Below are 19,117 nucleotides of genomic sequence, written 5' to 3'. Positions count from 1 at the left end.
GACAAGTTAAACGTCGCTGCGGTTTGGCTGATGTTTTTGCATTGTTCGTAATAGTTTAAAGCTTTGTTTCTTAAGTCCGCAGAGTATGCCATGGTTAGACCTTAAAAGTTGAGTATTGTACTATTTTGTTTTTAATTAACTATATTTGCTCAAGCGTAGGAACTTTCTTTCAATAGAAACTGTCCGATTTCACTCGGATGACCCGTGAAAACAGCGCGGCAGCTCGTGTTGCCTGTCGCGAAATTTGGGCTGAGGTCGTCTGAATCACAATATCGAAAGGAAATAATATGATTAAACCTGCTGTTTTAAGCATTGCCGCCGCTGCGGTTTTGGCGGCTTGCGGTACGTCTGGTAATGAAGATGCCCCTATGGTCGGCGCGGCAAATCCGGCTTTTGAGTTTTGCGTGAAGCAAGGCGGCAAGTTGGAAATGAAAAAAGACAAGGACGGTGCGGAGTATGCGCTGTGCCATCTGCCGGACGGTACGGTCGTTGAAGAATGGGAATATTTCCGTCAGAACAATAAAAATTAACGCTTTGGGCATTCGGACGAGATGATGTTCTGATTGCCGCTAAATATGATAAAGAAAGGTCGTCTGAAACCTTGTTTAAGGGTTTCAGACGACCTTTTGACATGTTTGCGATGGAATGCAGTTACGCGGTTTGCTGGATTTCCAGTTTGGTCACGCCGCCCATGTAAGGCTGCAAAGCGGCAGGAATATTGATGCTGCCGTCGGCGTTTTGATGGTTCTCCAAAACCGCCACCAAAGTACGGCCGACTGCCAAGCCGGAGCCGTTTAAAGTGTGTACCAAGCGGTTTTTGCCGTTTTCGTCTTTGAAGCGTGCTTTCATGCGGCGGGCCTGAAAATCTTCGCAGTTGGAGCAGCTTGAGATTTCGCGGTAGGTATTTTGCGCGGGAACCCAGACTTCCAAGTCATACGTTTTGGTTGCGCCGAAGCCCATGTCGCCGGTACACAGGGTAATCACGCGGTAGGGCAGTTCCAAAGCCTTCAGGATGTTTTCGGCGTGACCGACCATTTCTTCCAGCGCTTCGTATGATTTTTCGGGATGAACAATTTGTACCATTTCCACTTTGTCGAACTGGTGTTGGCGAATCAGACCGCGCACGTCTTTGCCGTATGCGCCCGCTTCGGAACGGAAGCATGGAGAATGGGCGGTCAGCTTCAGCGGCAAATCGCTGCCTGCCACGATGCTGTCGGCAACGGTATTGGTCAGCGTCACTTCGGCAGTCGGAATCAGATATTGCGTTTTTTTGCTCTCGTCGCCGCCGCGGGTAACGTGGAACAAATCTTCTGCAAATTTAGGCAGTTGGCCCGTGCCTTGCAGGGTGGTGTCGTCCACGATGTAGGGTGTGTAATGCTCGGTATAGCCATGTTTCAGCGTGTGCGTATCGAGCATGAATTGCGCCAGCGCGCGGTGCAAGCGGGCGATTTGACCTTTCATGACGGTAAAGCGCGCGCCGGACAGTTTCGCGCCGCCTTCGAAATCCAAGCCCAAAGGTTCGCCCAAATCGACATGGTCTTTGATTTCAAAGTCAAATTCGCGCGGTGTGCCGACTTTGCGGACTTCGACGTTTTCGGTTTCGTCTTTACCGACGGGGACGCTTTCGTGCGGCAGGTTGGGAATGCTTAACAACCATGCGTCCAATTCTTTCTGAACGGCATCCAAATCGGCGGCTGCCTGCTCCAAATCGGTTTTGATTTGGGCAACTTGATCCATGGCCGCCTGCGCCTCTTCGTGTTTACCCTGTCCTTTCAATGCGCCGATTTGTTTGGAAATGCTGTTGCGCGAGGCTTGCAGTTCTTCGGTTTTCACTTGGACGGCTTTGCGCTGCTCTTCCAAGGCATTGAAACGTGCGGTATCAAACTCGTAACCGCGCTGTGCCAAACGTTCGGCGACGGCTGCGGTGTGGCTGCGGAGCTGTTGGATGTCTAACATTTTGTTCTCTCGGTAAGATTTGGAAATGGCATCATTGTAAACCAAATTAAGGATATTTTCACAATGGAAGCGTTGGGCGGCGGGCTTTGCGGCAGATATGAAAAGGGTCGTCTGAAACGCCGGATTTAAGTTTTCAGACGACCTCGGACGGATTCGGATACGCTAAACCCGATGCCGTCGGATTTGTTTTTTCTAATGCCCTTAATGTCTGCAAAAGACGGGCGGCAGATTGCCATCATCAGGTTTTCGGCAGGGTGACGCCGGTTTGACCCATGTATTTGCCGTTGCGGTCTTTGTAGGAAGTTTCGCAGATTTCGTCGCTCTCGAAGAAGAGGACTTGCGCCACGCCTTCGCCGGCGTAGATTTTGGCGGGTAGGGGAGTGGTGTTGGAAAACTCGAGGGTAACGTAGCCTTCCCATTCCGGCTCGAACGGGGTGACGTTGACGATGATGCCGCAGCGGGCGTAGGTGGATTTGCCCAAACAGACGGTCAGGACGTTGCGCGGGATGCGGAAATATTCGACCGTGCGCGCCAGTGCGAAGGAATTGGGCGGGATGATGCAGCAGTCGTCTTCGACGGTGACGAAGTTTTTGGGGTCGAAGTTTTTGGGATCGACGATGGTGCTGTTGATGTTGGTGAAAATTTTAAATTCGTTGGCGCAGCGGATGTCGTAGCCGTAGCTGGACGTGCCGTAGGAGATGATGCGCTGTCCGTTGGCTTCTTTGATTTGGTTCGGCTCGAAGGGGTCGATCATGCCGAACTCTTCGCTCATGCGGCGTATCCATTTGTCGGACTTGATGCTCATAATGTTTTCCTTGTTTCTTGCGGTTTCAGACGACGTCTTCGGGGAGGTCGTCTGAAAATGCGGGACGGGATTATTTGGTTTTGGGCAGTTTCACTTCTTTAATCATGCCGTTTTCGCATTTCATGATGAAGACGGTTTCGCCGTTTTGCGAGGCGGTGAATTTGCCGTGTGCCAGGCCTTTTTTGAACGTGCCTGACAGTACCATGTTGCGGAACTTGGTGCTGTTGGAATTGAACGGCTCGATGAAGGTTTCGCGGTTGACGGAGACAGTGTAAACGCCTTGACCGTCGAATTTGCCGTTTTTAAACGCGCCGGTGTAGCTGCGTCCGTCTTGGCAGCGCCATGTACCTTTGCCGGCGGGTTTGCCGTCTTTGCCGACATCGCCGTCGTAGGTGCAGCCCGGTTCTTGATAGGAATTCAGGACGGCGGCTGAGGCGGGGAGGGCAAGCATAATGGCAAGCGGCAGGAATGCGAGGTGTTTAAACATAAGGTTGTCCATCGGATGTAGGTTTCAGACGACCTTTTATAGTGGATTAACTTTAAACCAGTACGGCGTTATCTCGCCTTAGCTCAAAGAGAACGATTCTCTAAGGTGCTGAAGCATCAAGTGAATCGGTTCCGTACTATCTGTACTGTCTGCGGCTTCGTCGCCTTGTCCTGATTTTTGTTAATCCACTATATCGTGTAAAGGTCGTCTGAAAAATTAGTCTTGCCAGCCGCCCAAATAGGAAACCAGCTCTTCCAACATGGTGTTGACGGATTCCGCCATCAGGATTTGTGAGGCGAAGGCAAGGCTAGCAGCATCGTCGCCGTTGCTCTCGGCTTCTTCCTGCAATACGTCGAGGTATTGGATGCGCTTGAGCGTGAAGTCTTGCGTGAGGATGAAGGCGATTTGTTCGCGCCACACTAAGCCCAGTTGGGTCACGGTTTTGCCGTTTTTGACGTGTTGAACCACTTCATCGGCGGTCAAATCTTGTTTGGACACTTTGACGACGGGAACAACATCACCCACGCCTTTGAGTTCGCAATCACTGTCCAATTCAAAACCGCCCTCGCAATGCCCTTGCAAAAGCCATTCGGTCATCAGGGAGGAGGGTGATTGCTTGGTATTCGGCAGCGAGGCTTCCAAACCGCCCAAGGCTTCGCGCAGCTTGGTCAGGATGTTTTCCGCTTTGGCGGAAGCCGCATTGTTGACGAGCAGATAGCCGTGGCGGGTGTTGAACACTGCTTCAGTACGGCTGCTGCGGGTAAACGCGCGGGGCAGTAGGTCGTCCGTAATCTGTTCTTTAAGCTCTTGTTTTTCCTTGCGGCCGACATTGCGGGCTTCATTGTTTTGAATTTCCGCCACCTTCTCTTCCAAAATATCGCGGATGACGCCGGCAGGCAGGACTTTTTCTTCTTTTTTCAGGGCGACGCGCAAAGTAAAATCGGCAGGGAAAACGAGTTCGGGAGAGAACGGAACCGGTGCGGCAAAGCCTTCGCTGGACCAGTCCAAACCTTGGCAGCGGGTAAATTCAGCCTCCGCAAGTTTGTCGGCAAGTACGTCCGCTTCGGGCAGCTTTTCTTTGTTGAGCGGATAAAAACTGATCTGCTTGAACCACATGGTTTGTTTTCCTTTTCATTAAAAGCGGCATTATACAGGCAAAGCCGATACAAAGATAAGGAGCAGAAGGGTCGTCTGAAACCAGTTTGACCATAAAAAACGCCAGACCCGTTGACAGCGTTTTAACGCTTATGTATAGTTCGCAACTCGGTTACGCGCCCATCGTCTAGAGGCCTAGGACACTGCCCTTTCACGGCGGCAACCGGGGTTCGAATCCCCGTGGGCGTGCCAGATTTTCAATAAACCCTTACTAGAGAACAGTAAGGGTTTATTTTTTTGTCTTTTGGGAATGGATGGGGTTGGGTATTGAGTGTTTTAATGCAGCCATTAAAGAATCTGCATCGCATGCCTCAATCCCTGCGCATGCATTCCATACATACCTTGTGTGCAAATTAAGAAATTATGCGAGTTATGGTTCTTTTTCAGACTAAACCCATCAACTCTCCAATAGGTTCGCATTCTATTGAATTTTCTAAATATCCAGGCTGCCAGATTCTTTCATAACAAAATACTATAAATCTAGGAAACGCAAGTAATTCTTCAAAGATGCTTAACTAATTATAAATAAAATTATCCGTACTCAGTATCCAAGGTTGATGTGATGGCGAGTAGTAAATTACCACATGCTTTCCTTGGCAAGCTTTAAATCTTTTAAAAGTGTCATAATGAATAGAGGCTGTCGTTATTTCCCCAAATAAGGAAATACGCAGCTTCTCGCCTTTAATCTTATCCCAATCTATGCTTGATCCAGTCCAAGGCAGTTGATTTAAAGCTGAATCGATTTCCTCAGCATCATTAATAGATAAAAAATTCTTAATTTCTAATGACATAATATAGGTATCTTTTCATGATGTGGTCGTCTGGAAATCCCAAAATCAGGTTTTCAGACGACCGTGAATGTTGAATTCTGAAGCAGAAGGGTGATTGTATTTGTTAAATATTCAGGAATTTGAAATTAATTGGTTAAATACATATGTATTTTCTTCTTCTATATCTTCATCTTCATAAACTTGAATTGGACTTTCCGATTCCCCAGTCAATAAATATCCATTAAAGTCATCATTAGGGATATAACAGGCAATATGTTTGAGTTGAGATACTGCTATAATTTTATCTCTAATTTCATCATCTGTTGCTGAAATCCTATATAAATTCACAAGCCAAGAAGCATTGCCATCAATTTTAGAATAAACACAAAGACAGCATATTTCATTCAAATCATTGTCTGGAAAATTTGGATCATTAAGTTTTTCAAAAGTGGTTGCTAGAATTTTATTTGAAGCACAGCCTAAGGCTGAGGCAAGAAATTCTATAATTTCATCTATAGAAATTGGATTTTTAATGAAAAAATCAAACATATAGTATCGCTATTTTAAGTTGTCTGTAAAATATCTTGTATATTATCCCTGTTTCATTAGAAATAATATAAAGAAATAAAATATAAAATTTAAAGGATTTGACTAAATAGTCAATAGGAGTAATTTGAAGATGAATATCAAATTTAAAAAATTTGGTTTGAGTCAAACTGACGTTCAGCAAATGAGAGAATATGGAATTTTGCCAGACAAAAAGACCTTACAAAATTTAATTAAGGCGTATTATTCAAATAATCCCGAGCCTGATGAGATTGCCCAATTACAAGATAATTTAGGCTGTCGAATTGATGAAGATTATATTCAATTTTTACTTAAACACAATGGAGGAATTCCATCTAAAGTTAGAATAAAGGGTAATAAGATAGTTATAGACCATTTTTTTTCTTTTAAATCTGACTATAAGCTTAACTCCATTATTGATATATATCCAGACTTTCAACAATATGGACTACCTATTGCGAATACGCCTTCCGGTGATAATATTATTTTATCTTTAGACGGAAAAATTCGGTTTTTTAATCATAATATTGATTCTATTGATGAAGAAGTGGGGATAGTAGCGGATAATTTTTTGGAATTGCTGAGAAAGTTATATTAGCAAGCTATAGCCTACTATACGACTATAGCTCCATGGCTCGTCTGAAAAGTTCCCTTCGTACTGTTTTATACAGTATTTGATTATAGGTAAAGTATAGTGGATTAACTTTAAACCAGTACGGCGTTGCCTCGCCTTGCCGTACTATCTGTACTGTCTGCGGCTTCGTCGCCTTGTCCTGATTTAAATTTAATCCACTATACATCAGCATCTCCTCGAAAATGCCAAATTGTAAAAAACGCTTCTGTCTCTTAAAACAGAAGCGTTTTTGCATTTCAGACGACCTGTCATCCGTTTGTCGGAATCGGGCTGAGGCTTGGTTTGGGTTCTATTAAGATGTAAATCAGTTGGGCAGGTACTGCATCGGGTCGACGGCTTTGCCGTTCATGCGGACTTCGAAATGCAGTTTGACGCCGTCTGTGTCGGTATTGCCCATGGTGGCAATTGGCTGGCCTGCTGCGACTTTTTGGTCTTTTTGAACCAGAATGGTGTCGTTGTGTGCGTAGGCGGTGATGGAGAAGTCGTTGTGGCTGATGAGAATCAGTTTGCCGTAGCCGCGGACTTCTTCGCCGACGTAGATGACGGTTCCGGCTGCTGCGGATTTGACGCTTTGTCCGAGCATACCGCCGATGTCGATGCCTTTGTTGGTTGTGCTGTTGTAGCCGCGGATGATGGAATTTTTGCCGTTGTCGACCGGCCATTGCAGGGTCAGGCGGTTGACGGGGGCGACGGTTTTGGCGCTGCTGATGTCAGTGCTGCCGGAGCGGGGGCGGTTGGCGGCGTTTTTACGGACGCGCAAGACTTGTCCGACTTCAATTTGTGAGGCGTTGTTCAGATTGTTCCATGATGCCAAGGTGTTGACGTTTTGTCCGTAGCGTTTGGCGATTTGGCTGAGGGTGTCGCCCGGTTTGACGCGGTAGTAGCCGTCGGGTACGGCGCCGGTGGGCGAGCCGCCGCCGGCACAGGCGGCGAGCGTGAATGCCAAGCCTAATGCGGTCAGGCGGAGAAGTGCGGTTTTGAAAGATAGGGTACGGTTTGTTTTCATAGGGAACTAAATGGATAAATCAATAGGATTATGGGCAGGCTCGAAGGTTCAACCTGATAGGGTATCTTTTTGATTCGTCGGACAGTTTGAAAAGCAATACGACGGATGTTGACGGTAGCTCGGGGTCGTCTGAAACGGTCGGGCTGCAACGGCTGTTTCGGTTTTCGGTATAATCCTGCATTTTACACTCGGCGCGATGCCTGTTGAACTTTATCCGTGAATACTTCTTCTCATAAATCTTCTTTACCTTATCTGGCTGCTTGCGGCAGCTTGATTTTTTTGATTGTCCTTTCTTTATCTTGGGAGCTGTGGATTGCGCCTTTGCGCAGCGGCGGTTCGTGGCTGGCGCTGAAGGCTTTGCCTTTGTGCCTGCCGTTGTCGGGTATTTTGAAGGGTAAAGTTTATACTTACCAGTATAGTTCTATGTTGATTTTGATTTATTTTGCCGAGGCGGTGATGCGTTTGTTTAATGCGGGTACTGCCGAGGTGGTGTGTGCCGCTTTATCGTTGACGGCGTGTTTGGTGTTTTTTGTTGCATGCCTGGCTTTTGTGAAGCAGCAGAGAAAGGCGGGAAAATAATGTTTATGCGTTTTTCAGACGACCTTAAGAGTGAATGGGACAAGCGTTTGCTGCCGTTGTGGTGCTGTTTCTTGTGGATATGCGCCGCACCGTTTTTGTCTTTTTACCGTGTCGGTCCGTTGTCGAGTTTTTATCTGGAAGCGGCTTCGCTTTTGGGCGCGCTGATGCTGGTGTTGGTCACGGCGTATAAGGGTTTGTTGAGTGTACGCCTGCCTAAGGCGGCTGTCGGTTTGCTGGTTTTGGCGGCTTTTTGGTGGCTTCAGGCGCGGATGATGGATTTGATTTACGTCGGCATGAACGATATGGTGATGTGGACGTTTGTCATTCTGGCGTTGGCTGTATGGGCTTGCCGCGGTTGGGTGGCTGCCTACGGGCAGGAACGCATTGTGACGGTGTTTGCGTGGTCGCTGCTGTTTGGTACGTTGCTGCAGGCTGCGATTGCGTTTATACAGTTTAAGGGCTGGTACGATCTTGGGTTCCTGCGCAACATGATTGTGTATAGCGGAAAAGAGGTCAGCGGTCAGCTTGGGCAGCGCAACCACCTCGGGCATTATTTGATGTGGGGTGTTTTGGCGGCGGCTTATTTGTGGTCAACCCGCAAAATGCCGGGCTGGCTGGGATTTTTGTTGGTTTCCCTGATGACGGCTGTGTTGGGTTTGGTCAACTCGCGCACGATTCTGGGCTATGTGGCCGGCGTGGCGTTGATTTTGCCGCTGTGGCGTTGGCGTGCAGGACGGGATTCTGCGAGGCTGGTGCGGATATTTTTCCTGACGGTCGCGTTGGTGGCGGTATTTCAATTTACGATGGGTTCGATTTTGGAGCTGCTGGGCAACGGTCAATATGAAACGGCGGTCGAACGCGCCGGAAACAGCGGTTTTGAAGGTTCGATGCGTCAGATTGAATGGCGTAAGGCTTGGACTGCCTTTTTGTCCGCGCCTTGGTTCGGACACGGCTGGAACAGCTTTGCCCAACAGACTTTCTGGATTAATGCGGAGCAGCAGTATTTCCCGAATAATATCCTAGGAGTATTGTTTACCCATTCGCACAATATTGTTTTACAACTGCTCTCCGAAGTCGGGCTGGTCGGTACGGTATTGGTTGCCCTGACGATGCTTGCGGGGCTGTGGCGGATGCTGGTGCGTCCTTACCATCCGGCTTCACTGCTGCTGCTGTCTATGGTTGCCGTCAGTATGTGCCACAGTATGCTGGAGTATCCTCTGTGGTATATCTATTTCCTGACACCGTTTGTATTGATGTTCGCACTTGCGCCGGCACGTTATGAAGACGTTTCAGACGACCTCGCTTGGGCGCGCGGCAGAAATTGGGCGGGCGGGCTTGCTACGCTGCTGATTATCGGCGGGCTGCTGCACATGGGTTGGACTTATACGGATTTGGTCGATTACAGCCGGATTCCGAAAAATGAAAGTACGGATATGGTCGGACGTAAAATTAACGGTTTGCGCCATATTTCTGAAAACAGTCCGATGTTGGCTTATTATGCTGACCTCAGTCTGACCCGCCGAGCCGAGCCGACCGATATGCAGGTCAAACCTTGGGCGGAGAAGGCGGCAATCGATTCCTTGTCTTACCGTCCGTATTCCAACGCTTATCAGGTGGCACTGTACCTCTACCGTCAAGGCAAGACGGAAGAGGGTGCGAAATGGATGCAGGCGATGCAGTATTATTATCCGTACATGATGTCGTTTTACGCGGGCAAACTGCGCAGCCATCCCGTGTTCCAACCGCTTTTGCCCAAGCTGCTGGCGGACTGCAAAGATTTCGTCAACGCGCCTAAACACGAAAAAGCGAAATCTTGCGATGTTGTGCAATAAGCAATAGGCTGATGTAACAAGGTCGTCTGAAACCCGATTTCAAGGTTTCAGACGACCTTTTGTTATTTATTATTCACACATATTCGCTTTTATCGTTTTCTTTCCAAGCCTGATGCGAGCATAGCCACAGCAAGACAATCCCGCATACCGTCGAAGCCAGCATCATGCCCGCCATGACCAAGGCGGAACCATTGTGCAGCCGCGTTACCAACAGCCCCACGCTTGCACCAATGATGGATTGGAACGCGCCCAATACCCCATTTGCGCTGGCGCTTTCCTGTTTGAAATAAGCCATAAAGCAAGCCTGCGTGTTCGCGCCGACCAAGCCTTGCGTGCCTACCGAAAACATCACGCATGGCACCAAAGCCCACATCGGCGGCAGCCCCATTGACCAGACCAGTAGCACCATTGTCAGATTCGCCGCAAACTGCACGATAATGCCCCATTTCAAAATACTTTGCGGGTGCACCCCCGTTTTAAGCCGCCATGCCGTGATGCGGTTGAACGAAGCCATCGTGAGAATGTTCAGCGCAAAGACCCAAGAGTATTGGTTCGGCGTCACATGGTACAGCTTTTGGTAAACAAACGACGATTCCGTCAAAAACGCAAACATCGACGCAAAGCTGAACCCCTGAAAAAACAGATAGCCCATCGCCGCCCGCGTTTTCAGCACTCTGGCGAACCGTCCCGCCACCAGTCCGAAAATATCCATCCCGATTTTGCCCGTCTGCTTCGGACGCGGCAGGAAGGCAAACACCAAGATAAACAAAACAAACGAATACGCCGCCAAAAAACCGAAAATAAAACGCCAGCCGCCCAATTCCTGCAACTGCGAGCCGACCATGGGCGCAATCAGCGGCACAATCATCAAAATAATGCCGATTAAGGCAAACATCTCCGCCGCTTGCCTGCCCGAATAATAATCGCGCACCATCGCTCCGACAATGACCACCGTCATCCCCGCCCCAAACGCCTGTACCGCGCGCAGGTTCAGCAGCCCGTCCACTGACTGCACCATCGTCAGCGCGACAACGGCCGCAAAATAAATGCTCAAACCGACCAAAGCTACCGGTCTGCGCCCCTTGATGTCCGAAACCGCGCCGCCGGCAACCTGCCCGAACGCCACGCCGAACATAAACAAAACCAAACTCTGCTCAATGCGGTGGATATCCGTGCTCAACGACTGCGCCATTTCCGGAATGGCGGGCAGGTAGGCATCGACCGAAAACGGCATCAGGGCAACCAACATCGCCATCAAAACCGCCATTTGCTTTTCGCCCAGCGGGGAGGGGGTGGATTGGGACATAAGGGACTTTCTGTGTATTTGAATTTCTATGGCGGATTCGTTCGGCAATAACGAGGGTTCGGTTAATCCGCACAATAACTGCCTTCGGAACAAAATCCGATATAAAAGGTCGTCTGAAACCCGCGATACAGGCTTTCAGACGACCTTTCTTATTGCTTAAGAACGTTGAAACAGATTATTTGGCTGCTTCAGGTTGGCTGGCTGCTTGGCTGGCGGCTGCCGCTTTATCGCCTTCTTTGGCGAAGTATTTGGCGTGGATTTTGTCGTATTCTCCGCTGTCGCGTACTTTTTTCAGCGCTTCGTTCAGCATTTTGACGGTCGCTTCGTCGCCTTTGCGTGCGGCGATGCCGTAGTTTTCAATCGTGAAATCAGGCAGGGTGATGAAGTCCATGCTTTTGGTCGGGTTGTTTTTCACATAGTTGGCGATGACCGCGCTGTCGCTGACTACGGCATCCACGCCGCCGTTTTCCAGTTCTTTGATGACCAAGGGAACGCTCTCAAAGCGGGCGATTTTAGGATTGTCGTTGCCCAAGAGTTTGGAAACGGAGAAGTCGCCGGTTTGTCCGGTAACGACACCGACTTTCGCCATGTTTTTGAGGTCGTCTGAAGAGGCGACTTTTTTACCTTTGGGAACGAGGACGACTTGGGTGATTTCAAAATAAGGGTCGGTGAAATCCATGGACTGCTTGCGCTCGTCGGTAATGGTTACGCCGGAGATGACGATATCCGTATCGCCGTTTTTGAGCGCGGGGAAGAGGCTGTCCCAAGGCTGGTGTTTGAATTCGACTTTGAATCCACCGGCTTTTGCCATGGCGTTCATCAAATCGACGTCGAAACCTTCAACGTTGCCGGCGGAATCCAATGATTCGAAAGGGGCGAATTCGGCGTTGGCGGCGACGCGGTACACTTTGTCGGCTTTAGGGGCTGACGAGGAAGCGTCTTTGCTTTGACCGCCGCAGGCGGAAAGTGCCAGCGCAGAGCAGGCGAGGGCGGCTGCAATCCATTTTTTCATGTTCATGGGGAGGTTCCTTCTTTACGGATATTAATAAATAAACGGATAGTTTAACACGGTTTGGGGAAGTCGCTACGCGTCAGTGTTCTTTTTCGCGGAAAAAAGCGTAGGTTACGTCATGGAAGAGGTCGGTATGCGGGCTGTCTTCGTAGTTCAACTCGGCGAGTGCGTCTTCAAAGGCAAGCTGGATGGATTCGACGGCTTCGTTTGCCATGTCGGACGGCAGCGAACGGATCAGGCCTTTGAGGGCGGTGGCAAGGACGTGGTTCTGCATACGCAAAACGTCGTTGGCTTCTTCCAAATATTCGAGGCGTTGTTCGATGCTGCTCATGATGTGTTCCTAGGAATCTGTTAAAATACCGCATTATAGCAAATCACGGCATTCGCTATGCGCGTGAAATGAAATGACACAACGGAAGAACGAAAGTAAAAAAATGGATACGAATCGTCCCGATACGCCACAACAAGCGGATGAAAGCCTGGATTGGGAAAGCCGCTTGGAAAAGCTGCGGCAAACCCGCCAATTGAACGCACCTTACACACACGCGCCTTTGGTGCGCGAATCTCAAGAGCCAGCCGTCGAGCAGAAGCCCAAAGCCAAAACCGCCAAGCTCGACGATGCCAACCGCGATGCCGTCTTGATGGAATATCTGCGCAAATGGCAGGAGGAACACAACGCCATGCTGGAGGAAGACGCTGCCGAAACGGCGGAGACCGATGCGATGGTGATTTTGCAGGAAAACTGGCTGAACGCGCAGTCTTCGCTGCAAATGAGCGCGTCAGACAGACAAATCGAGTCCACGCGTACGGTTTGGCTGAATCCGAAACGTAAAACGGTCGAATTTGACGCGCCTGTAAAAGACGCGCCTGCCAAAGATGAAGCAACGTCGTCTGAAAACGAAGGTTCTCAGGCGCAAGAGCAGGTTTCAGACGACCTAAAACAAGAAATGCCGCCGATTACCGTCAATATCAACGTGCTGAACCCGCAGGTTATCAACCGCAGGGAAGTGTTCTGCATTTCCGAGCAAGACCTGAGCGAGCGTTTAATCAAACGCCTGCGCCCGCACGTCGCCGACGCAGTCAACGGCATGATACGCACCGCCGTGCAGAAACAAATGGCGCTGTTTACCTACCAGCTCCAACAAACTCTCAGCGAGCAGGCGCCCGATTTGGTGGAACAGCTTTTGGATTACAACGTGAAAAAAATCCTGAACGACATCAAATACGAAATGAAATACAGTCAGGGAAACAAAAAAGCGTGATCACGCCGCCGTTTCAGGTATCGGACTGAAAATGCTGATTTTCCCGCCGGTTTTGTATATAATGGCGGCTCACGTTATCGTGATTTAACTCCTTTCAAATAATTTATGCCCGATACACTGTCGGGCATTTTTTTGGGCATGGATTTTATGAATAAAAACAAATGGATTTGGATACTGATTGTTGCCGCCGTGGTAATCGGTTATCAAAAAATGCAGCAGGGGCGGCAAGGTCAGGCAGCAGATGCCGTAGAAACCCAAACGCAGCCGCAAGCCCAAGCGGAAAAACGCCCCCCATCCGAACCGCCTCAGCCTCAGCAGTCTCCATCCCAAAAGTCGCAACCCAAGCAGCCGAAGTCTGACCACCAAGCAGGGCAGGGCAGCGCGGAACAAATATTGCAGCAAGCCTTTGAAAACCAAGAGAGCGATATTCAAGTGAAAGGCGCAGGCACGGTTCTCAAAACGCTGCCCGACGACAACCAAGGCACGCGCCATCAGCGTTTTATCTTGAAACTGTCCAGCGGGCAAACGCTTTTAGTGGCGCACAACATCGACCTCGCCGACAAAATTAAAGGCTTGAAAAAAGGCGATAAAGTCGGCTTCTACGGCGAATACGAATGGTCGGAACAGGGTGGCGTCCTCCATTGGACGCACCACGACCCCGCAGGCCGCCATACCGATGGCTGGCTGGAACACAATGGACGTGTTTATCAATAAAAGTCTGGAACGATTGCAAAAGGTCGTCTGAAAAACGTTTTCAGACGACCTTTTGCCATTCGCCGTCAAACTTGAAAGACGGCGCAAATAAGCGCAAAATGTTAACAAGTTAACCTATGAAGCGCGCAGCTTCCCTCCTTTCCCACATCAAACAAACCTGCTGAACAAGATTGGAAAACAAATGAGTAAAAAACTCCACCCGCAGACGCTCGCCATACGCGGCGGCAAAGAGCAAACCGAATACCGCGAACACAATCAGGCATTGTTCCTCACCAGCAGCTTCATGTGGGACAACGCCCAACACGCCGCCGATTTGTTTTCCAAAAAAATCAAAGGGTTCACTTATACTCGCACCGCCAACCCGACCATCGCCGCTTTTGAAAAACGCATCGCCGCTTTGGAAGGTGCAGAACGCGCGGTCGCCACTTCGACCGGCATGTCCGCGATTCAGGCATCGTTTTTCACCTTCTTGCAGGCGGGCGACCATGTGATTTCCAGCCGAAGCCTGTTCGGCACGACCGTCGGCTTTATCAATAACATCGTCACCAAATTCGGCATCGAAGTGAGCCATGTGTCGCCGACCGATTTGGACGAATGGAAAGCCGCCGTCAAAGCCAACACCAAACTGCTGTTTTTGGAAACGCCGTCCAACCCTTTGGGCGAAGTGGCCGACTTGGAAGCTTTAGCCGAATTGGCGCACAGCATCGGCGCGCTTTTAGTGGTGGACAACAGCCTGCTGTCACCCGCCGGTTCGCAGCCTTTGAAACACGGCGCGGATATTTCCGTTTCTTCCGCAACCAAAGCCATCGACGGACACGGGCGCGTGATGGGCGGCGTGTTGGCGGGTTCGGAAGAATTGATGACGCAGGTCGCCGTTTACTGCAACTCTTGCGGGCTGGCAATGTCGCCGTTTAACGCATGGCAGTTGTTGAGCGGCGTGGAAACCCTGTCGCTGCGTATGGAAAAACAGTTCGACAACGCCCTGAAAATCGCCCAATGGCTGCAAGCGCAGCCGCAGGTTCAAGCCGTGTACTACACCGGATTGCCCGATCATCCTCAGGCGGCGCTTATCCGCAAACAGCAAAACGGCGGCGGCATCGTCATCGGCTTTGAAGTCGCCGACACTGACGCCGCGTGGAAAATCGTCGACAGCGTCGAACTCTTCTCCCGTACCGCCAACCTCGGCGACGTGCGCTCGACCATTACCCACCCGTGGACAACCACGCACGGCAGGATGCAGCCCGAAGAAAAACTCGCCGCCAATATCCGCCCCGGACTGGTGCGCCTGTCCGTCGGTTTGGAATACGTCGATGATTTGATTGACGATTTGAAACAGGCGTTGGCGCGTTAAGCCAAACGCCCGACTGGCGGCATTTACCTGAGCCATTACATTTCAGACGACCTCTTAGCGTTCCAAAGGTCGTCTGAAAACATTAAAATACACACAACATCAAATAAGGAAATTGATTATGAGTGAAGCAGAATTTTCCGACTGGGCAATGAAAATCTGCCTGACCGGACTGGTTATCTTCTTGGGCTTTATCGTCTGGAACTTGGGTAAGGAATCCAAGGCAGGCAAATTCGGCATCGCGATTTTGTTCCTGGTATTGGGCTTGGGCGTGTTCGGCTTTATTTTCAAAGAAGTGCTGATTAAATTCATCGCCCTGCCTTGAGGCGGCAAACTAAGAAGAATAAGGGAAAGGTCGTCTGAAAACCCCGGATACGGGCTTTTTCAGACGACCTTTGCATTTTGACAGCAAAGTTTAAGATAGGAGCTTGGTACATGATTGAAGTGTTACTGCCCGGAATTTGGTATGGCAAAGTCAATCAGATGAGTTTGGATGAACTAAAGAGCAGCTTGCTTTCGGTTCAGGAGGAACGTGAACGCATATTGCTCATTGTCGAAATCATGAAAAAAGGAGATTTTTCCGTCAAAAACCTTTTAGTCGACCTGATGAACCAAACAAAAGATAAAACGGTATTAAATTTGTGTATTAGGCTGTTTTGTTCGGTGTGTACACACGATGATTTGCAAAACATTGGGAATTTGCGTTTTTTGGATTCCGCATCGTCATTTGGTGCCTTTACCTTCGTTGTCGGCGCAACGGCAACAATGTCATACCAAGTCATTCCATACCTTTTAGCGTTGTGGGGGCAATGGGATGGCTTTGACAGTAATTTAGAAATAGCGATAAAAGATGCGTTGGATATTTTCCTCAACTATCGTTCAACATTATCGGAAAACGCAACCTTGGATGATGTAGGAAATTTATATCTGGATAAGATAAAAACCATAGATTCAGATTGTTATTACTATAAGGCCTCTCCCGCCTTTCCCGGTTTATTGACGCAAGAAATTATGACTGCTCTATATATTGCCTCACAAAAGAGGGAAAAATATAATCTCTATGTCCAATCTTCCCTTTTATCTATCTTTACGGGCGAAAAAATTCCGGTTGAGACTGATGCTGTCATCTCGAGAAATGAGCTTGATTTGATGATTGGCTATATTAATCGGTTAGCCGAAAAAAACTGGATAGAGGGTATGAAGTATTTCTATGGACACCCTGTTGAGAATTTATAAAACGGAAGAAATGTTGCTATCCATAAATACATAGCAGCTTCAATGGAAAACCGCCATGTTGCCGTTATTCCTTATTTGAATTCATGCCATATTTATCAACTCTGTCAGACAAAAAGGTCGTCTGAAAACAGATTTAAAGTTCGGAGGTAGCCATGTTTTCGCTATTTGGCCTGTTGTTGTGTCTGTTATGGTGCGCAGTTGATATCGTTGCCGTCAATCGAGGATTCGGATTAAACACGAAACAAAGCATTATCGCCGGTATGGGTCTGTTTGCAGTTCAAATGATCGGGGTATTGTGCGGGGGTGTGGCGGTTGCTCTGATTGCCGAACCGATTGTCCGCCATTTTTTCGGGAACAGTGAGGCTACCATTGGCATCAGTCTTTTGACGGGTTATGCGTCCGTACCAGTTTCTACTTATCTGGTGGGGTTGTGGTGGCTGAAACAATATCAGCTTCCGAGGATGGAAAAGCCTGATCGTTTGTTTGTCAAAACGGTTGCAGCCGCTCTGCCTTTGGTGCAGGTTATTTTGTTTGTTGTTTCGCTGTCTAACGGTTGATAAACGCTATACATGGAATGAAAAAGGTCGTCTGAAAACCTTAAATCTGGGTTTTCAGACGACCTTTTGTCCTGATGGGGCTGTCTTTATTTGTTGGCGTTCAGATAAAGGTTGATCAGGCGGGTGGTGGAGCTGTCGTGTTTTTGTACGCCGGTTTCTCCGGTCAGCTCGGCGAGGATGGTTTTGGCGAGCTGTTTGCCGAGTTCGACGCCCCATTGGTCGAAGCTGTTGATGCCCCAAATGATGCCTTGGACGAAGGTTTTGTGTTCGTACATGGCGATCAGGCTGCCCATGTTGCGGGGGTTGATTTTGTCCATGAGGATGAGGTTGGTCGGGCGGTTGCCTGAGAAGGTTTTGTGCGGAACCAGCTCTTCGATGCGCTCTGCTTCCATGCCTTGGGCTTTGAGTTCGGCGCGGACTTCGTCGGGGGTTTTGCCGCGCATGAAGGCTTCGGCTTGGGCGAAGACGTTGGCGAGCAGGATTTCATGGTGGCCGCGCAGGTTGCTGCGTTTTTCAAGCGAGGCGATGAGGTCGATCGGGGTGATGTGGGTTCCTTGGTGCAGCAGTTGGAAGAAGGCGTGCTGACCGTTGATGCCGGTTTCGCCCCAAATAATCGGGGAGGTTTCGTAGCCGACTGCTTTGCCGTCGAGGGTAACTTGTTTGCCGTTGCTCTCCATGTCGAGCTGCTGGATGAATTTGGGCAGGCGGTGGAGGTGTTGGTCGTAGGGGGCGATGACGTGGCTGCCGCCGCCGTAGTAGTTGATGTACCAGATGCCGATGAGGGCAAGGATGACGGGCATGTTGCGCTCGAGCGGGGTGTTGATGAAGTGTTGGTCCATCAGGTGCGCGCCGTTGAGCATTTCGATGAAGTTTTCTTCGCCCAAATAGAGCATGATGGGCAGGCCGATGGCTGACCATAGGCTGTATCGTCCGCCGACCCAGTCCCAAAATTCGAACATGTTGGCGGTGTCGATGCCGAACTCGGCAACGGCTTTTTGGTTGGTGGAGACGGCGACGAAGTGTTTGGCGACGGCGGCTTCATCGCCTGCATGGTCAAGGAACCATTTGCGCGCGGTCAGGGCGTTGGTGAGGGTTTCTTGGGTGGTGAAGGTTTTGGAGGCGATGATGAAGAGGGTGGTCTCAGGGTGGACTTTGGACAATACGTCGCGCAGTTGGGAGCCGTCCACGTTGGAGACGAAGTGCATGTTGAGGCGGGGGTGTCCGAAGGGTTTGAGCGCGGTACACATCATCAGCGGGCCGAGGTCGGAGCCGCCGATGCCGATGTTGACGATGTCGGTGATGACTTGGTTGGTATAGCCTAACCAGCTGCCACTGCGGACTTCGTGTGCGAATTCGCCCATGCGTTGCAGGACGCGGTTGACTTTGGGCATGACGTCTTCGCCGTCAACGATGATGGGGGAATTGGTGCGGTTGCGCAGGGCGACGTGGAGGACGGCGCGGTTTTCGGTGGTGTTGATTTTTTCGCCGCGGAACATCTGCTGCATGCGTTCGGGTACGCCGGCTTCACGGGCAAGCTCGAACAATAGTGCCATGGTTTCGTCGTTGATGCGGTTTTTGGAGTAATCCAGCGTCAGCCCGCCGACTTGCAGCCAGTAGCGTTCCGCACGCTGCGGGTCTTGCTCGAACATTTCGCGCATGTGTTGTTCTTTGGTTTCGTCAAAATGTATCCATAATTTTGACCAAGCCGGTAAGTCGTGAAGGTGTTTCATCGGATGCTCCTGAGGTTGGACGGTTTTGTGGGAAAACGGCCGCGAGGTCGTCTGAAACGGGAACGGGTGGGTTTCCGTTTTTAGAGTTTGTAGCAAAGGCGGGTTGTCTGCCGTTATTTTTTCTAGTGGATTAAATTTAAACCAGTACGGCGTTGCCTCGC

General features: G+C 49.7%; 22 protein-coding genes, 1 tRNA gene and 1 pseudogene. 11 read left to right on the top strand and 13 right to left on the bottom strand.

The window, feature by feature from the left end:
• Positions 1-92, bottom strand: a 92-nt coding sequence (locus AAG834_RS06185; protein WP_218965968.1) for an IS630 transposase-related protein, incomplete at its 3' end; no start/stop codon positions are given.
• A 195-nt stretch (positions 93-287) separates the two neighbouring features.
• Between AAG834_RS06185 and AAG834_RS06180 the strand changes: the two genes are divergently transcribed.
• The gene (locus AAG834_RS06180; RefSeq protein WP_342031592.1) at positions 288-530 is read left to right on the top strand and encodes a putative hemolysin; all 243 of its coding nucleotides are present in this window, start codon (positions 288-290) and stop codon (positions 528-530) included.
• A gap of 121 nt (positions 531-651) precedes the next feature.
• Here AAG834_RS06180 and serS read toward each other — a convergent pair whose 3' ends face one another.
• The 4 genes from serS to AAG834_RS06155 form a co-directional block, all read right to left on the bottom strand.
• A complete protein-coding gene (gene serS / locus AAG834_RS06175; RefSeq protein ID WP_342031591.1) occupies positions 652-1,956 on the bottom strand; it encodes a serine--tRNA ligase in 1,305 nt (434 codons plus the stop codon).
• Positions 1,957-2,194: 238 nt separating this feature from the next.
• A complete protein-coding gene (gene dcd / locus AAG834_RS06170; protein WP_003741335.1) occupies positions 2,195-2,761 on the bottom strand; it encodes a dCTP deaminase in 567 nt (188 codons plus the stop codon).
• A 70-nt stretch (positions 2,762-2,831) separates the two neighbouring features.
• The gene (locus tag AAG834_RS06165) at positions 2,832-3,248 is read right to left on the bottom strand and encodes an MORN repeat-containing protein (protein ID WP_342031590.1); all 417 of its coding nucleotides are present in this window, start codon (positions 3,246-3,248) and stop codon (positions 2,832-2,834) included.
• A 216-nt stretch (positions 3,249-3,464) separates the two neighbouring features.
• Positions 3,465-4,364: a recombination-associated protein RdgC gene (locus AAG834_RS06155; RefSeq protein WP_342031589.1), complete on the bottom strand. Its 900-nt coding sequence runs from the start codon at positions 4,362-4,364 to the stop codon at positions 3,465-3,467.
• A 155-nt stretch (positions 4,365-4,519) separates the two neighbouring features.
• Between AAG834_RS06155 and AAG834_RS06150 the strand changes: the two genes are divergently transcribed.
• Positions 4,520-4,595: transfer RNA gene (locus AAG834_RS06150), tRNA-Glu, on the top strand.
• A 323-nt stretch (positions 4,596-4,918) separates the two neighbouring features.
• On the opposite strand, the gene AAG834_RS06145 is transcribed toward AAG834_RS06150, so the two are convergent.
• The gene (locus AAG834_RS06145) at positions 4,919-5,194 is read right to left on the bottom strand and encodes a hypothetical protein (RefSeq protein WP_342031588.1); all 276 of its coding nucleotides are present in this window, start codon (positions 5,192-5,194) and stop codon (positions 4,919-4,921) included.
• A 111-nt stretch (positions 5,195-5,305) separates the two neighbouring features.
• Entirely contained in the window at positions 5,306-5,722 is a 417-nt protein-coding gene (locus AAG834_RS06140) for a hypothetical protein (RefSeq protein WP_342031587.1), read from the bottom strand.
• 130 nt (positions 5,723-5,852) lie between these two features.
• On the opposite strand from AAG834_RS06140, the gene AAG834_RS06135 reads away from it, so the two are divergent.
• Positions 5,853-6,338: an SMI1/KNR4 family protein gene (locus tag AAG834_RS06135; protein ID WP_342031586.1), complete on the top strand. Its 486-nt coding sequence runs from the start codon at positions 5,853-5,855 to the stop codon at positions 6,336-6,338.
• 91 nt (positions 6,339-6,429) lie between these two features.
• On the opposite strand, the pseudogene AAG834_RS06130 reads toward AAG834_RS06135, so the two are convergent.
• Both AAG834_RS06130 and AAG834_RS06125 read right to left on the bottom strand, forming a co-directional pair.
• Positions 6,430-6,537 (bottom strand): annotated as a pseudogene (locus tag AAG834_RS06130) (IS5/IS1182 family transposase); the annotation flags it as partial.
• Between the two features lie 141 nt (positions 6,538-6,678).
• Positions 6,679-7,380, bottom strand: a complete 702-nt coding sequence (locus AAG834_RS06125) for a murein hydrolase activator EnvC family protein (RefSeq protein ID WP_342031585.1) — start codon at positions 7,378-7,380, stop codon at positions 6,679-6,681.
• Positions 7,381-7,596: 216 nt separating this feature from the next.
• On the opposite strand from AAG834_RS06125, the gene AAG834_RS06120 reads away from it, so the two are divergent.
• Both AAG834_RS06120 and AAG834_RS06115 read left to right on the top strand, forming a co-directional pair.
• On the top strand, positions 7,597-7,959 hold the full coding sequence (locus AAG834_RS06120) for a DUF2069 domain-containing protein (RefSeq protein ID WP_070773153.1): 363 nt from the start codon (positions 7,597-7,599) through the stop codon (positions 7,957-7,959).
• A complete protein-coding gene (locus AAG834_RS06115; protein WP_342031584.1) occupies positions 7,959-9,791 on the top strand; it encodes a PglL family O-oligosaccharyltransferase in 1,833 nt (610 codons plus the stop codon). Before AAG834_RS06120 ends, AAG834_RS06115 begins: the two co-directional genes overlap by 1 nt.
• Before the next feature lie 73 nt (positions 9,792-9,864).
• On the opposite strand, the gene AAG834_RS06110 is transcribed toward AAG834_RS06115, so the two are convergent.
• The 3 genes from AAG834_RS06110 to AAG834_RS06100 form a co-directional block, all read right to left on the bottom strand.
• The gene (locus AAG834_RS06110) at positions 9,865-11,097 is read right to left on the bottom strand and encodes a multidrug effflux MFS transporter (RefSeq protein ID WP_342031583.1); all 1,233 of its coding nucleotides are present in this window, start codon (positions 11,095-11,097) and stop codon (positions 9,865-9,867) included.
• Positions 11,098-11,272: 175 nt separating this feature from the next.
• Positions 11,273-12,115, bottom strand: coding sequence for a basic amino acid ABC transporter substrate-binding protein (locus AAG834_RS06105; protein ID WP_003768540.1), 843 nt, complete (start codon positions 12,113-12,115; stop codon positions 11,273-11,275).
• 73 nt (positions 12,116-12,188) lie between these two features.
• The gene (locus AAG834_RS06100; protein ID WP_016687175.1) at positions 12,189-12,440 is read right to left on the bottom strand and encodes an NGO1151 family protein; all 252 of its coding nucleotides are present in this window, start codon (positions 12,438-12,440) and stop codon (positions 12,189-12,191) included.
• Between the two features lie 103 nt (positions 12,441-12,543).
• Here AAG834_RS06100 and AAG834_RS06095 point away from each other — a divergent pair, with 103 nt between their 5' ends.
• The 6 genes from AAG834_RS06095 (at position 12,544) to AAG834_RS06070 (ending at position 17,226) form a co-directional block, all read left to right on the top strand.
• Positions 12,544-13,371, top strand: a complete 828-nt coding sequence (locus AAG834_RS06095; RefSeq protein WP_342031582.1) for a hypothetical protein — start codon at positions 12,544-12,546, stop codon at positions 13,369-13,371.
• 105 nt (positions 13,372-13,476) lie between these two features.
• Entirely contained in the window at positions 13,477-14,085 is a 609-nt protein-coding gene (locus tag AAG834_RS06090; RefSeq protein WP_342031581.1) for a DUF3465 domain-containing protein, read from the top strand.
• A gap of 181 nt (positions 14,086-14,266) precedes the next feature.
• On the top strand, positions 14,267-15,436 hold the full coding sequence (gene metZ, locus AAG834_RS06085) for an O-succinylhomoserine sulfhydrylase (protein WP_342031580.1): 1,170 nt from the start codon (positions 14,267-14,269) through the stop codon (positions 15,434-15,436).
• A gap of 118 nt (positions 15,437-15,554) precedes the next feature.
• Entirely contained in the window at positions 15,555-15,758 is a 204-nt protein-coding gene (locus AAG834_RS06080) for a DUF2788 domain-containing protein (RefSeq protein WP_003768561.1), read from the top strand.
• A gap of 110 nt (positions 15,759-15,868) precedes the next feature.
• Positions 15,869-16,669 carry an Imm47 family immunity protein gene (gene imm47, locus AAG834_RS06075; RefSeq protein ID WP_342031579.1) on the top strand — a complete coding sequence of 267 codons (801 nt, stop codon included), beginning with the start codon at positions 15,869-15,871 and terminating at the stop codon, positions 16,667-16,669.
• Positions 16,670-16,821: 152 nt separating this feature from the next.
• Positions 16,822-17,226, top strand: a complete 405-nt coding sequence (locus tag AAG834_RS06070) for a hypothetical protein (RefSeq protein WP_342031578.1) — start codon at positions 16,822-16,824, stop codon at positions 17,224-17,226.
• Positions 17,227-17,312: 86 nt separating this feature from the next.
• On the opposite strand, the gene pgi is transcribed toward AAG834_RS06070, so the two are convergent.
• Complete coding sequence (gene pgi / locus AAG834_RS06065; protein ID WP_342031595.1) at positions 17,313-18,956, bottom strand: glucose-6-phosphate isomerase; 1,644 nt, start codon at positions 18,954-18,956, stop codon at positions 17,313-17,315.
• Between the last annotated feature and the right edge of the window lie 161 nt (positions 18,957-19,117).

The organism is Neisseria sp. Marseille-Q2251 (assembly GCF_940793045.1).
Lineage (GTDB): Bacteria > Pseudomonadota > Gammaproteobacteria > Burkholderiales > Neisseriaceae > Neisseria.
The sequence above is the reverse complement of the archived record's forward strand: the minus strand, read 5'-3'. Positions and strand labels throughout refer to the sequence as shown.

Excerpts from the sequence above, each read along its gene's own strand:
- AAG834_RS06155 (WP_342031589.1), bottom strand. The coding sequence starts at position 4,364 with ATGTGGTTCAAGCAGATCAGTTTTTATCCGCTCAACAAAGAAAAGCTG.
- dcd (WP_003741335.1), bottom strand. The coding sequence starts at position 2,761 with ATGAGCATCAAGTCCGACAAATGGATACGCCGCATGAGCGAAGAGTTC.
- AAG834_RS06095 (WP_342031582.1), top strand. The coding sequence starts at position 12,544 with ATGGATACGAATCGTCCCGATACGCCACAACAAGCGGATGAAAGCCTG.
- serS (WP_342031591.1), bottom strand. The coding sequence starts at position 1,956 with ATGTTAGACATCCAACAGCTCCGCAGCCACACCGCAGCCGTCGCCGAA.
- AAG834_RS06180 (WP_342031592.1), top strand. The coding sequence starts at position 288 with ATGATTAAACCTGCTGTTTTAAGCATTGCCGCCGCTGCGGTTTTGGCG.
- AAG834_RS06090 (WP_342031581.1), top strand. The coding sequence starts at position 13,477 with ATGCCCGATACACTGTCGGGCATTTTTTTGGGCATGGATTTTATGAAT.
- AAG834_RS06070 (WP_342031578.1), top strand. The coding sequence starts at position 16,822 with ATGTTTTCGCTATTTGGCCTGTTGTTGTGTCTGTTATGGTGCGCAGTT.
- metZ (WP_342031580.1), top strand. The coding sequence starts at position 14,267 with ATGAGTAAAAAACTCCACCCGCAGACGCTCGCCATACGCGGCGGCAAA.
- AAG834_RS06115 (WP_342031584.1), top strand. The coding sequence starts at position 7,959 with ATGTTTATGCGTTTTTCAGACGACCTTAAGAGTGAATGGGACAAGCGT.
- AAG834_RS06165 (WP_342031590.1), bottom strand. The coding sequence starts at position 3,248 with ATGTTTAAACACCTCGCATTCCTGCCGCTTGCCATTATGCTTGCCCTC.
- AAG834_RS06105 (WP_003768540.1), bottom strand. The coding sequence starts at position 12,115 with ATGAACATGAAAAAATGGATTGCAGCCGCCCTCGCCTGCTCTGCGCTG.
- AAG834_RS06110 (WP_342031583.1), bottom strand. The coding sequence starts at position 11,097 with ATGTCCCAATCCACCCCCTCCCCGCTGGGCGAAAAGCAAATGGCGGTT.
- AAG834_RS06100 (WP_016687175.1), bottom strand. The coding sequence starts at position 12,440 with ATGAGCAGCATCGAACAACGCCTCGAATATTTGGAAGAAGCCAACGAC.
- pgi (WP_342031595.1), bottom strand. The coding sequence starts at position 18,956 with ATGAAACACCTTCACGACTTACCGGCTTGGTCAAAATTATGGATACAT.
- AAG834_RS06125 (WP_342031585.1), bottom strand. The coding sequence starts at position 7,380 with ATGAAAACAAACCGTACCCTATCTTTCAAAACCGCACTTCTCCGCCTG.
- imm47 (WP_342031579.1), top strand. The coding sequence starts at position 15,869 with ATGATTGAAGTGTTACTGCCCGGAATTTGGTATGGCAAAGTCAATCAG.
- AAG834_RS06135 (WP_342031586.1), top strand. The coding sequence starts at position 5,853 with ATGAATATCAAATTTAAAAAATTTGGTTTGAGTCAAACTGACGTTCAG.
- AAG834_RS06080 (WP_003768561.1), top strand. The coding sequence starts at position 15,555 with ATGAGTGAAGCAGAATTTTCCGACTGGGCAATGAAAATCTGCCTGACC.
- AAG834_RS06140 (WP_342031587.1), bottom strand. The coding sequence starts at position 5,722 with ATGTTTGATTTTTTCATTAAAAATCCAATTTCTATAGATGAAATTATA.
- AAG834_RS06145 (WP_342031588.1), bottom strand. The coding sequence starts at position 5,194 with ATGTCATTAGAAATTAAGAATTTTTTATCTATTAATGATGCTGAGGAA.